The sequence below is a fragment of the Pseudogracilibacillus sp. SE30717A genome (assembly GCF_037071985.1).
In the GTDB taxonomy this organism is placed as follows: Bacteria; Bacillota; Bacilli; order Bacillales; family Amphibacillaceae; genus Pseudogracilibacillus.
In genome coordinates this window covers 22887-35266 of sequence record NZ_JAXHDF010000002.1, presented here as the reverse complement: position 1 = coordinate 35266, position 12380 = coordinate 22887, and the positions used below count along the sequence as shown (strand labels likewise).

Genomic DNA, 12380 nt, shown 5'->3' with positions numbered 1-12380 from the left:
AATAACTCAACCTTTGCAGTGTGAAATAGATAAATAAAATTCCTTAGTTGTATTTTCAATTAACTGATAGCTTGAAAATGCAACAACATTCAAAGATATTTTATCGTCGTATTTGATAAAAACTGTGCAGTAACTGCTAGGTTGTTTTCCGCTACGGACCATTGCTTTCACCACAGGCATAAGAGCGACATCTGGGACTGCCCCAATCGTTCGTCCCATCAAGAACCATTTGCTGTTCCTGCAGGAGTCTTCGTATTTCCCTGCGCTAGTTAGAATCTTTAGCATTCTATAACAGCGTAGAAAATACACGGAGACTCCTGTGGGAGGAAAGGCCTCGGTGAGACTACGAAGTGCGGTGCACGAAGGAGGCTCAACAGCCGCCCACGGAAAGCGAAGTGTATTTTCGTAGCGAGTTATACGCTTTCTCTTTAAATTCATTTTGTTGCAGCGAAAGTTGAGTAATAAAAAGTATAGCCACTAAAAAAATTGAATAATATGTAAAATGATCAGGACAAATAGTAAGCTATCCAGACGGTCTAATATTCCACCATGTCCAGGAAATATTTTTCCAAAATCCTTTACTTTATAGTGACGCTTAATTGCAGATGCTACTAAATCTCCAAGTTGTCCTACAATTGAAATTACGATCGCGATTACGATTACTGCTGTAAATGATTTATCAAAAGGATATATTAACTGAAATAGAATAGAGACAATTACCCCAAATAAGATTCCACCAATTGCCCCACCTATCGTTTTATTTGGACTTATCTCCGGCCATAATTTCCTTTTACCGAAAAATTTCCCAATAAAATATGCTCCCGAATCTGTTGCCCAAATAATAAACAATATAAATAAGAAATAATTCAACCCTTCTATTCTTGCAACTAATAAATAATAAAATGCCGTTCCGATGAAGGTTGTAGCTAATAATAAAAAACTGGCATGATCAAAAGTAAATTTGTTCTTTGAAAAAACAGTCATTGCTAACAAAACAGCAATAAACAAAATAATGATATCAAATTTTGTCACTACAAAACTTGATATAGTAATTTCTCCATGTGGATAAAGCAGCATCCAGAGAAATACAATGGAAATCAATAGATAAGTCGTTTGTTTTCGCTTATTGTACATACGTGTAAGCTCAAATAGTGCAATAGATGCTAATACATATGTAATCAATAAAAAAGGCCAACTACCATATAGTATTATAGGCACTACGATAATTATTCCTATAATTGCAGTTAATAGTCGCTGTTTCATTCATGAGTCAACTCCCTCATATTCCTCCGTAACGTCTTTTCCGATTTTGGTAATCACAGATAGCCTGCTTAAATATTTCCTCATTAAAATCTGGCCATAAAGTGTCTGTAAACCAAAACTCCGAATAAGCAAGTTGCCATAATAAAAAATTACTTAATCGTTGTTCCCCACTTGTACGGATGAGTAAATCAGGATCTTGTAATTCTTTCGTGTATAAATAATTCGATAATAGGTCTTCGTCTATGGATTCTTTTTTAAGCTTTCCTTCATCAACATCTGAAACAATTTGTTTCATTGCTTGAATAATTTCATATCTACTCCCATAGTTTAATGCAAAATTTAATAATAGACCATCATTATATTTAGTCTTTTCCTTGGCATAATTAATCGCTTTTCTCGTATGTTCTGGTAAAGAACTAAATTCCCCTATCGTTTCAATCTTAACGTTATTCTCCATCAGTTCTGGTAAATAGATATGTAAAAATTCTTTTGGGAGCTTCATTAAAAAATCTACTTCTGGCTTTGGCCGTTTCCAATTTTCTGTTGAAAAGGCATATAAAGTTAGTACCTTAACCTTATAGTTTACAGCGGCTCTTACAATTCTTTGAACTACATCCATTCCCTCTTTATGACCAGCGATACGAGGTAGTCCTTTTCTACTAGCCCACCTGCCATTTCCGTCCATTATGATTGCAATATGTTCTGGAATATTATCCGGCTTTATTTCCTCGGTCTTTTTCTGCTTTTTATTAAAAAAAGGTAACCTGATAGACATCATTTGTCCCCCAAAAGGATTGAACTCAGCAATTGAACTTACATTTAGTACTTGCGTATACAGAATGTAATTATATCTTTATTTTGAGTAGTAATCCTTAGTCGTTATTTAGAATTATAATCGATTTCCTTTTATAAAGTGAAATAAAAGCCCTCTTTAAAAAAGAGGGCTGTTTTATCAATTTTCCCTGCAATATTTCGCATATACTTTGCTTTTTCTTGATCTGATTGAATAATTCAAATCCTACTTGAACTTAAGTTAAATTTTCAATCAGATTTTTAATACGAATCTTCTTTAAACTTCCATTATTTCAGCTTCTTTAACCTTTGCAAGTTGGTCAATGTCAGCAATAAAATTATCCGTTACTTTTTGTACACTATCTTGGTTAGTTCGTAATTCGTCTTCTGTAATATCTCCATCTTTTTCAAGCTTTTTAAGCTGTTCATTTGCATCGCGGCGAATATTTCGAATTTGCACTTTCGATTCTTCAGAATATTTGCCGACTACTTTTGTTAAATCTTTCCTTCTTTCCTCAGTTAAAGCAGGTATGTTAATACGGATTACATTTCCATCACTAGAAGGCGAGAGACCAAGATCAGCTTTTTGAATAGCTTTTTCTATCTCACCTATAGCAGTTTTATCAAAAGGCGTAATAACAAGTAACCGAGCTTCCGGAGCCCCTACTTGTGCTAATTGATTTAACGGTGTAGGTGCTCCATAATAATCTACGAATACATTATCGAGTATGCTTGGGTTTGCTCGTCCAGCACGAACAGTCGCTAAATTTCTTGTAAAAGCTTGAACTGCAGTTTCCATTTTTTCACGCATATCTATTATTACATCATTTGACATCTTTTATTTCCCCCTTATTGTCGTTCCAAGAACTTCTCCTTGAACTACCCTTTTAATATTTCCTTCTTCAGTAATGGAAAATACAATTAGCGGAATATCATTATCCATACATAATGATGATGCCGTTGAATCCATTACTTCAAGTCCTTCGTTCAACATATCCATATAGGACAGTTTATCATATTTTTTCGCTTGTTTGTTCACTTTCGGGTCATCATTATACACACCATCTACATTATTTTTAGCCATTAAAATAACCTCGGCTTCAATCTCAGCAGCTCTTAATGCGGCAGTTGTATCTGTAGAAAAGTATGGATTCCCTGTGCCCGCAGCAAAGATTACAACGCGTTTCTTTTCTAGATGTCGAATTGCTTTTCTTCTAATATAGGGTTCTGCAACCTGTCGCATTTCAATCGAAGTCTGTACTCTTGTCGGTATTCCCATCGATTCTAAACTATCCTGCAAAGCAAGAGAATTCATTACGGTTGCTAACATTCCCATATAGTCTGCATTGGCTCTATCCATACCCATTTCACTACCTATTTTTCCACGCCAAATATTACCTCCACCGACTACAATAGCAATTTCTATCCCTAATTCTGCAATTTCTTTAACTTGTCTGGCAATTGACTGTATAACTGTAGGTTCTATTCCATATCCTTTTTCGCCACTTAGGGCTTCCCCACTTAACTTTAATACAATTCTATGATAACGCGCTGTCATAATAACCTCCAAAACGAAAAATTTATTGTTTATGTAATTATATCATGAAGAAATAGGGAACACCACGGTGTCCCCTATATTGTCATTACTTTTTCATTTGACTCATAACTTCTTCAGCAAAGTCCTCTTCTTTCTTTTCAATTCCTTCGCCTACTTCATAACGTACAAATTCCTTAACAGAAGCACCTTTATCAGCAACGAACTTCTTAACTTTAATATCGGAATCTTTGACAAATTGTTGATCTAACAAGCAAATTTCTTCAAAGAATTTACCTAAGCGGCCTTCAACCATTTTTTCAACAATCTTCTCAGGTTTTCCTTCATTCAATGCTTGTTCTTTTAGAATTTGTCTTTCGCGATTAACTTCATCTTCTGCAACGTCGTCGCGAGAAACATATTTTGGATTAGCTGCAGCAATGTGCATTGCAACATCTCTAGCTACTTCTTCATCATTTGTACCTTCAACTAATACTAATGCCCCAATACGGCCACCCATATGCAAGTATGATCCAAATACGTCATTATCTGTTTTGTTTAAAAGAGCAAATCGACGTAATGTAATTTTTTCACCGATTGTTGCGACAACCGAGTTGATGTACTCTTCAATCGTTTGATTCGATTCAGCAATCGTTTGTTTTAGTGCTTCTTCAAGGCTTGCAGGTTTTACGGCAACAATATGTTTTGCCAAATCTGCAACTAACTTTTGGAACTTATCATTTTTTGTAACAAAATCAGTTTCACAGTTTACTTCTAATAAAACAGCGTCATTGCCGGAAGTTTCAATAAATGTTGCTCCTTCAGCTGCAATTCGACCAGCTTTTTTTGCTGCTTGCGCTGCACCACTTTTACGTAAAAAGTCAATTGCTTCTTCCATATTTCCGTTAGTTTCAGTAAGTGCCTTTTTACAATCCATCATTCCTGCACCAGTTTTTTCACGTAATTCTTTAACCATTTTCGCAGTAATTGCCATTGTATAATCCTCCCATTTTCTGTTGACTTATCAAACTAAATGTAACATTACAATTCAATTTATTATTCATTTTTTTCTTATTATCTTCATATTAGTCATCTTATTCCATAACCAAACAATAAATCTTTAAAAAAGGTGATAAAAGGTTATCCCCTTATCACCTCTAAACATCTTTCCTAAAATCTTACTCTTCTACTGCTACTTCTTTAGTTGAAGCTTCTTTAGATTCTTCGGCTACTTCTTCTTTTTGGTCTGATTTAGTTTCATCTAACTCAGTACCTTGTCTACCTTCTACTACTGCATCGGCAATTTTAGATGTTAATAACTTAACCGCACGAATTGCATCATCATTTGCTGGAATTACATAATCAATTTCATCTGGATCACAGTTCGTATCAACAATCCCGATAATTGGGATGTTTAATTTACGAGCTTCTGCAATTGCAATGCTTTCTTTACGTGGATCAATTACGAAAATAGCATCCGGTAATTTCTTCATATCTTTTATTCCGCCTAAAAACTTTAATAGACGGTCTTTTTCTTTTAATAATTCAACAGTTTCTTTTTTAGGAAGAACCTCAAATGTACCGTCTTCTTCCATACGCTCAATCGCTTTTAGACGATTAATACGTTTACGAATTGTTTGGAAGTTTGTTAATGTTCCACCAAGCCAGCGTTGGTTCACATAAAACATACCTGAACGATTTGCTTCTTCTTTAACTGATTCTTGCGCTTGTTTTTTAGTACCTACAAAGAGGACCGTTCCACCCTCTTCTGATAACTGTCTAACGAAATTATAAGCTTCCTCGATTTTTTTAACAGTTTTCTGTAAATCGATAATATAAATTCCGTTTCTTTCTGTGAAGATGTATTTCTTCATTTTTGGGTTCCAGCGACGTGTCTGGTGACCAAAATGTACCCCAGCCTCTAAAAGCTGTTTCATTGAAATAACTGACATAATAATTTCCTCCTTCGGTTTCTCCTCCGTTTAAATCTTATTTGTATATCACCTATTGGCACCAATATACAAATCATTAAACGTGTGTAATATATTGTTAATCAATTATTACCATTTTTAAAATTAACATATTGAATAAAAATTATCAAGCTTTTAGTCTAATTTTTGTTCATTTTTAAAATAAGTTCTACTTCTGTCTTGCCACGATTTAATTTTTTTGCAATTTCTTCTTTTGAATAGCCATTCTGATATAAATGAAAAATTTGTCCTTCAGTAGACGTTTCTAATTGGTCTTCCATTTTATATTTTGGAATGTAATTTGCTTTCGACTCATTTTTTATCGCCTCATTAGGCACTGGACGTGTTACAAATTCCTGTTTTGATTGTGATAATTGTTGCTCTTTAAGGCGAATTTGTAATTGCTCATTTTCTTCTTTTATTTCATGCAGAAATTTAGATAGTAATTGATTGAGCTGTTTTTCTTGGTCTTGGTTATTCATTTGCGTTTGTTGGTACAATCGATAAACAACTGTAAGAAGGATAATATGGAGTAAAAAGCTGATGATAAATAATAAAGAAATCAAATTTAATCCCTTCTATCCACTAAAGTCAATATTCTTTCCTAAGTAAGGATGGTCAATAGGCTGAGCATTTTCAACCTTTATTTTATTTTTCTGTTTTTGTTTCTGTTTTTGTTTTTCGCTGCTGTCCTTGTCTTCTGTACTGTCTTGAACATTTTCATACTCATTTACTTTTCCTCGATTAATAACTTCTTCACGTAATTGTTGCTGAGTTAATGTTTCTTGAAATTGTTGACCTTGTCTCATCAATTGTTCTTGCATTTTACCAGCATCTTGTGACCTGGGAATAGCAACTTGTAACTCAATTGATTTAAATCCCATACGTATCCCATCCCCAAAAGAGTAGTATGATCATCTTTCTTAATTTCAAGTTGTACACACTTAATGAGGAACAATACTTACCTCATTTTTATTAAGTTTAATCGTAACAAAAACATAGTTTTGATCTATTTTTCGTTTATATTTTCCAAATGTTACAATAACATTTGAATAAATGGTGCCTTTTACCCGAAGAGAGGCATCTGCCGCATTAGCAATTGTATCATTCAATTCACTTATACGTTGTTCAATCAAATCTAATTGTTCGTGAGATTTATTTAGGGCATTTTTTAATTTTAATAATGTAATTGTCGACTTTTTCATATGGTCGGGAGGACTTTTTTCGATATTATCAATTAAAAAATTAAGCTTATCTATATTTGGTAAAAGTTCTTCTTTTTTACTTTCTAATTGTTGTAGTTTCACTTCAGATTTTTTATCCAATCCAAATGATAATATCGTTAATGTATTCATACGGTTGCCAACATCTTTTACCTTTATCATTTCTCCTGCATGTGAAACGCCGCCAATTATATTACCATTTTTGCATACTATTGTCTTCGCTGCGTTACAATCGCTATGAAGAATAGAATTATCGACAAATATATTTCCGCCAGAGATAATATTTCCTTGATTTACATAACCAATATGGACGTCTTTTCCAGCCTCAATTAACCCAGACTTTAAGCCGGCCATACCTTCTGAAATAAATACAGATCCCCCAGCGATAATATTTGCTGCTTCAACTAGACCAAAAATCTTTATGTCTCCTGCCGCTTTAATTGTAAAACCAGTTGGAACGTTTCCACGGATAACTACTGTACCGACAAAATCAATATTCCCTGTTTTCATCGAAATATCTTCAAAAATTTCGTAAACAGTTTCTACATAAATCGACTTTGAGTTAATGTTTACTTGTCCTCTTTCAGTTGCATAGTAAGATTGATCTTGTTCATTAAATTCAACATTTTTTCCTGCTCTAAGAAAGACGGGTTTTCCGGGTTTAGAGAGTATTTCCTTCCCTCTTACGTTCCGACCATTTTCTCCATCTGTGGGTGGAATTATTGTAGCTAATTTATCCTCTTTTTCTACTGTAGGAATCCGCATAACTTCTCTAAAGTCCCATTCATCAGTACGTTTTACTTCAGTCGACATGTCGAATTCGTACTTAATCTGACCATCTGTGCCATTTTTAGGTTGTTGTCCAATTGCAATTTTTATTGGAAAATCGGTTAAGGAAACTTTTGATACGAGTTTGTTTTTCTCTTCCTCTATAATTCCAAATTGTATATGTTGCTCATTTAGAAATTCTATTAATTCTTCTTCGGCAATTTCTAATTGTAATAAGTCAACAATTTTTTCTTCATTGTACCACAATTCCGCACTCATTTGATCACTAGCTATTTTTGTATAAAAAAATTTATTTAAGACTGTCATATTATTTCTCCTTTTTCCCCTGAAGGAGTTTAATTTATATGGCTTTTTTTCTTGTTAATGTATCTTTTAATTTGAAAATAGCTCTTTTATGAATTTGTGAAATTCTCGATGTAGTTAAATTCAATACATGTCCAATTTCTGTTAATGTTAGTTCTTCATGATAAAACAGACTAATCACTAATTGTTCATTTTCGTTTAATTGTTTAATATATTTTACGAGTTCTTGATTTTGTTCGGATTGTATAACCGATTGATCGGGAGTCACTGTTTGATCATCAACAATCATATGCGTCAAATCATCTGTTTCATCTGAATCCTGTGTTTTATAAGAAGCGTCTATTGAAAGTACATTTGCTGCCAGCGTGTTTACTACGATGTCTTCTACTTCTTCTGGTTCTTTCCCAATTGCTTGTGCAATTTCTTGTGAATTGGGAGTTCTCATCAGACGTTGTTCAAGTTCTTGCGTAACTTTTTCAATTTTTTTAGATTGTTCCCGTAATGTTCTTGGTAACCAATCTTCTTTTCTTAGACCATCAATAATTGATCCACGCACTCTTATTGTTGCATATGTATCGAATTTTAAATTTCTGTCAGGCTCAAATTTATGAAGCGCATCATAAAGACCCATTAATCCCATACTTTTTAAATCATTTTTATCGATACTTACTGGTAAATAACTAGCAATTCGTTCAACATGGAATTGAACTAAATACATATAGTAATTAATTAATTCGTTAGCTGCTTGTTCATCGCTATGATTCATCCATTTAGTCCACAATGTTTGTACATCACGGGAGTCCTCTGCGTCCATTTTAGCTCCTCCCCCATTATATATTTAATTTTTGTTAAATATATTTTTCACCTTTATTAACAGTTCGTATCTTCAATTTACCCGTAAAAGGATCAAACTCTATCGTTCTACCTTTGTTACCACCGACATCTGTGGCAATAATTGGTATACGATGTTTATCTAAACGGTGTTGCACTGCTTCTACATTTCGAGGTCCAATCCGCATCACATCCGTACCATTACTTAATTGGAACATCTGTGCGCCACCTGCAATCTTTGCTCTTAGACTATATTTTCTTGCATGATTAGCAATCAATTTATCAATTAATATATCGATTGCTGTATCTGCATACTTATATTTATTATCATTTACTTTTTCCAGATTCGCTTTTGGCAACATAATATGAGCTAATCCGGCAATCTTAACGGAAGAATCATAGATTACGATACCCACACAGGATCCGAGACCAGAAGTACGTATCTTCAACGGTGCTCTTGCTATATTTAAATCTGCAATACCAACTCTTACTACTTGTTCTAATTCAACTTTCATACTCAGTACCTAAAGAGGCAAATAGTTTAGGAATTGAAGTAGGATCAGGAATCAATAAGAAGTGACCTTTCGCACTTTCTTCAACTTTATTACCGGTAATTTTAGTATCTATAATAATTGCATAGTCTGTCACTTCCGACAACTCTACTAATCCAGTTACTAAGGTCGCAGCCGCCATATCGATGCTTAAATATGGTACAGTAGTAGTCATATTTAAATTTGTCATGTCAGCTAAAGCCGATAAATATGATCCTGTTAAAATATTTGCAATTTCTTGTAAGGTTGATAATGCGATTTCATCTATTTCTTCATTTAACATCAATTTAATTGATGTATCCATAGTCATTTGCCGAATCAAATCTTCTGCCTCTTCAATTGTAAGTACGAAATAAACTGTTCCAGTAATTTCTCCTCTAATCCGAAACAAAATAGCTACAATGAGCTTTTCAGGACCTCCAATAACTTCCATCATTTCATTAATTGTCATAACTTCAACAGAGGGAATTTCCATCATTACTTGTTTGTTAATTAATTTTGACATAGAAGTCGTTGCGTTCCCGGCTCCAATATTGCCAATTTCACGTAAAACATCTTTTTGAATATTGGTTAGCTTTATTGTTTTCATTTTTAACCTTCCATTGTTTTTAAATCATTTATTTCAGCTTTATTTAAAACTTTTTGTAAATCCAGTAAAATAAGCAACCGTTCATCAAGTTTAATTACCCCACTAATATAATCGACAACAACGGAGCCAATTGCTTCAGGAGAAGGTTCAATATGATCAGGTTGAATATCAATTACATCATTCGCACTGTCTACAATTAAACCAACTGTAATATCTTCCAAGCTAACAATAATAATTCTAGTCTGTTCCGTAAATTCAGTTGATTTATGATAAAATCTTTCTTTTAAATCAATTACCGGAGTTACAATACCTCTTAAATTTATAACTCCTTTTACAAACTCCGGCATATTTGGCACTCTTGTTATCGGTAGTACTTTTTCAATAGCACCAACATGTTGCACTAATAATGCATATTCTTCCTCTTCCAGCTGATAAACAATTACTTTATTTTCGAGTAAGCCAGTTTCACTCATCTTCATTACCCTCCTTCTCTTATTTAACTAGTGCATTACTATCGATAATTAACGCAACTTCTCCATCACCTAAAATAGTTGCACCAGAAATTGCAAACACATTTGTTAAGTAATTTCCTAAAGATTTTAAAACAACTTCTTGTTGACCAATAAATGAATCTACAACTAATCCCGCCACTTTATTACCTTTACGCACAATAACGATTGATACATATTCATCTTCTTCATCCTCCTCGTGAGGAACATCAAAGATTTTATTTAAGAAAGTTAATGGGATTACTTTCCCACGAAAATCGATCACTTTATTGTGATGAGCACTAAATATGTCTTTCTTTTTCAAGATGGCAGTTTCGATAATTGATGACAACGGGATTGCATATTTTTCATTTTGAAGTTCTACTAACAAGACAGATATAATCGATAACGTTAGTGGTAATTGAATCGAAAACGTCGATCCTTCTCCAGGAATAGCATCAATTGAAATTGATCCACCTAGCGATTCAATTGTATTTTTTACAACATCTAATCCTACTCCACGACCTGATACATCAGATATTTCTTCGTTTGTTGAGAATCCACTTGCTAAGATTAGTTCAAAAATCTGTTGGTCTGTAAGAAGCTCAGCTTCACTACTAGAAATAACTCCTTTTTCAATCGCTTTGTTTTTAACTTTCTCTTTATTAATTCCTGAACCGTCATCAGAGATTTCAACAAATACGTGGTTACCACTATGATAAGCTTCTAATATGATTTTTCCTTGTTCAGGTTTTCCAAGTTCTGCACGCCTACTTGGTGTTTCAATCCCATGATCCATTGCATTTCGGATTAAATGAACGAGTGGATCCCCTATTTCATCTATGACTGTTCGATCAAGTTCTGTTTCGGCTCCAATAACTTCGATTTCAACTTCTTTTCCTAAGTCACGGGCTAATTGACGGATCATTCTAGGAAAACGATTAAATACAGTATCAATTGGAACCATTCGCATTGTTAAGATAATATTTTGCAGATCACTTGAAACTCTCGACATCCGTTCAACTGTTTCTTGTAATTCATAGTGATTCAAGTCAGAAGAGATTTGTTCAAGTCTTCCACGATCAATAACCAGTTCCTCAAATAAATTCATTAAAATATCGAGTCGTTCAATATTAACTCGAATTGTTTTAGATTGAGCACCTTTCCCTGTTTGTTGCATTTTCGTATTATTATCCGCTTTTTTTGACTCACGATTATTATCTTTCTCTGGTTTCACTTCTGTTACTTGTTCTTGGATCTTATCCTGTACTTCTTTATAATCTTCTATGGAAAAAGGAGTAATGTTGACTTGTTCAACTTCGGACACCTTCATTATTTTAGCTTGCAATTCTTGAGGATCCTCTTTTGTCACAAACATAATAGAAAAGGAAAAGTCAAAATTTTCTTCTTCAAGATCATTGACGGTTGGATTGGAATGAATCACTTCTCCCGATTTCTCAAGCAACTCAAATACCATATAAACACGGGCACCTTTTAATAAACAATCTTCTCTAAGATGCACTTCAATTTCATAATTATCAAAACCACGATCTTTTGATTCGCCTAAAATAGTAAGTTGGAATTCATCTAAATCGTCGATCGTGTTACTATTAACTTTGTCTTCTTTCTTCTCTTTTTTAGATGTAACTATAGCGCTCTCACCTTTTTCAATTAGATCAAGCTGGCTAATAATTTCTTCTACATCACGTTTACCATTACCTCCATTTGAAATATCTTCAACCATGGCATTCAAATGGTCGACTGCATGAAATAATGAATCCATCATTTCAGTTTGGACAACTATCTTATCATCACGTATACCGTCAAAAATGTTTTCCAGTTTGTGTGTCAACCCAGCTAAATCATCAAATTCCATCGTAGCGGACATTCCTTTTAACGTATGGGCAGCTCTAAATATTTCCTCAATAATCTCTTTTTCTTTAGGATTTTTCTCTAATTCAAGCAATTGTTGGTACAGCATATCTAAATGTTCCATACTTTCATCAATGAAAATATCTAAATACTGTGACGTCTCCAAGTTAATTCC

Annotated in this window: 15 protein-coding genes; all 15 read right to left on the bottom strand. The window is 33.8% G+C overall.

What is annotated here, in order from left to right:
• Positions 1-6: 6 nt before the first annotated feature.
• The 15 genes from SPD48_RS02915 to SPD48_RS02845 all read right to left on the bottom strand — a co-directional run bounded on the left by SPD48_RS02915 (position 7) and on the right by SPD48_RS02845 (position 12371).
• Positions 7-219, bottom strand: a complete 213-nt coding sequence (locus SPD48_RS02915; RefSeq protein WP_336256564.1) for a hypothetical protein — start codon at positions 217-219, stop codon at positions 7-9.
• Between the two features lie 258 nt (positions 220-477).
• Positions 478-1263 carry a phosphatidate cytidylyltransferase gene (locus tag SPD48_RS02910; protein WP_336256563.1) on the bottom strand — a complete coding sequence of 262 codons (786 nt, stop codon included), beginning with the start codon at positions 1261-1263 and terminating at the stop codon, positions 478-480.
• Positions 1264-1279: 16 nt separating this feature from the next.
• Positions 1280-2038: an isoprenyl transferase gene (locus tag SPD48_RS02905; RefSeq protein ID WP_336256562.1), complete on the bottom strand. Its 759-nt coding sequence runs from the start codon at positions 2036-2038 to the stop codon at positions 1280-1282.
• A gap of 294 nt (positions 2039-2332) precedes the next feature.
• Complete coding sequence (gene frr, locus SPD48_RS02900; protein ID WP_336256561.1) at positions 2333-2890, bottom strand: ribosome recycling factor; 558 nt, start codon at positions 2888-2890, stop codon at positions 2333-2335.
• Positions 2891-2893: 3 nt separating this feature from the next.
• Positions 2894-3616, bottom strand: coding sequence for a UMP kinase (gene pyrH / locus SPD48_RS02895; protein ID WP_336257002.1), 723 nt, complete (start codon positions 3614-3616; stop codon positions 2894-2896).
• A gap of 82 nt (positions 3617-3698) precedes the next feature.
• Complete coding sequence (gene tsf, locus SPD48_RS02890; protein WP_336256560.1) at positions 3699-4583, bottom strand: translation elongation factor Ts; 885 nt, start codon at positions 4581-4583, stop codon at positions 3699-3701.
• A 184-nt stretch (positions 4584-4767) separates the two neighbouring features.
• Positions 4768-5541 (bottom strand): 30S ribosomal protein S2, encoded by a 774-nt coding sequence (rpsB, locus tag SPD48_RS02885; RefSeq protein ID WP_336256559.1) that lies wholly within the window; start codon positions 5539-5541, stop codon positions 4768-4770.
• A gap of 158 nt (positions 5542-5699) precedes the next feature.
• Complete coding sequence (locus tag SPD48_RS02880; RefSeq protein ID WP_336256558.1) at positions 5700-6125, bottom strand: DUF6115 domain-containing protein; 426 nt, start codon at positions 6123-6125, stop codon at positions 5700-5702.
• A gap of 12 nt (positions 6126-6137) precedes the next feature.
• Entirely contained in the window at positions 6138-6443 is a 306-nt protein-coding gene (locus tag SPD48_RS02875) for a hypothetical protein (RefSeq protein ID WP_336256557.1), read from the bottom strand.
• 60 nt (positions 6444-6503) lie between these two features.
• On the bottom strand, positions 6504-7877 hold the full coding sequence (locus SPD48_RS02870; RefSeq protein WP_336256556.1) for a DUF342 domain-containing protein: 1374 nt from the start codon (positions 7875-7877) through the stop codon (positions 6504-6506).
• Positions 7878-7911: 34 nt separating this feature from the next.
• The gene (locus SPD48_RS02865; protein WP_336256554.1) at positions 7912-8688 is read right to left on the bottom strand and encodes a FliA/WhiG family RNA polymerase sigma factor; all 777 of its coding nucleotides are present in this window, start codon (positions 8686-8688) and stop codon (positions 7912-7914) included.
• Positions 8689-8722: 34 nt separating this feature from the next.
• On the bottom strand, positions 8723-9220 hold the full coding sequence (locus SPD48_RS02860) for a chemotaxis protein CheD (RefSeq protein WP_336256553.1): 498 nt from the start codon (positions 9218-9220) through the stop codon (positions 8723-8725).
• Positions 9210-9845 carry a chemotaxis protein CheC gene (locus SPD48_RS02855; protein WP_336256552.1) on the bottom strand — a complete coding sequence of 212 codons (636 nt, stop codon included), beginning with the start codon at positions 9843-9845 and terminating at the stop codon, positions 9210-9212. Before SPD48_RS02855 ends, SPD48_RS02860 begins: the two co-directional genes overlap by 11 nt.
• A 2-nt stretch (positions 9846-9847) precedes the next feature.
• Positions 9848-10318 carry a chemotaxis protein CheW gene (locus SPD48_RS02850; protein WP_336256551.1) on the bottom strand — a complete coding sequence of 157 codons (471 nt, stop codon included), beginning with the start codon at positions 10316-10318 and terminating at the stop codon, positions 9848-9850.
• A 19-nt stretch (positions 10319-10337) separates the two neighbouring features.
• A complete protein-coding gene (locus SPD48_RS02845) occupies positions 10338-12371 on the bottom strand; it encodes a chemotaxis protein CheA (protein ID WP_336256550.1) in 2034 nt (677 codons plus the stop codon).
• Positions 12372-12380: the final 9 nt, after the last annotated feature.

Bases quoted from the DNA above. Each gene is read 5' to 3' on its own strand.
- SPD48_RS02915 (WP_336256564.1), bottom strand. From the start codon at position 219: ATGGGACGAACGATTGGGGCAGTCCCAGATGTCGCTCTTATGCCTGTG.
- SPD48_RS02910 (WP_336256563.1), bottom strand. From the start codon at position 1,263: ATGAAACAGCGACTATTAACTGCAATTATAGGAATAATTATCGTAGTG.
- SPD48_RS02905 (WP_336256562.1), bottom strand. From the start codon at position 2,038: ATGTCTATCAGGTTACCTTTTTTTAATAAAAAGCAGAAAAAGACCGAG.
- frr (WP_336256561.1), bottom strand. From the start codon at position 2,890: ATGTCAAATGATGTAATAATAGATATGCGTGAAAAAATGGAAACTGCA.
- tsf (WP_336256560.1), bottom strand. From the start codon at position 4,583: ATGGCAATTACTGCGAAAATGGTTAAAGAATTACGTGAAAAAACTGGT.
- rpsB (WP_336256559.1), bottom strand. From the start codon at position 5,541: ATGTCAGTTATTTCAATGAAACAGCTTTTAGAGGCTGGGGTACATTTT.
- SPD48_RS02875 (WP_336256557.1), bottom strand. From the start codon at position 6,443: ATGGGATTTAAATCAATTGAGTTACAAGTTGCTATTCCCAGGTCACAA.
- SPD48_RS02870 (WP_336256556.1), bottom strand. From the start codon at position 7,877: ATGACAGTCTTAAATAAATTTTTTTATACAAAAATAGCTAGTGATCAA.
- SPD48_RS02865 (WP_336256554.1), bottom strand. From the start codon at position 8,688: ATGGACGCAGAGGACTCCCGTGATGTACAAACATTGTGGACTAAATGG.
- SPD48_RS02860 (WP_336256553.1), bottom strand. From the start codon at position 9,220: ATGAAAGTTGAATTAGAACAAGTAGTAAGAGTTGGTATTGCAGATTTA.
- SPD48_RS02855 (WP_336256552.1), bottom strand. From the start codon at position 9,845: ATGAAAACAATAAAGCTAACCAATATTCAAAAAGATGTTTTACGTGAA.
- SPD48_RS02850 (WP_336256551.1), bottom strand. From the start codon at position 10,318: ATGAGTGAAACTGGCTTACTCGAAAATAAAGTAATTGTTTATCAGCTG.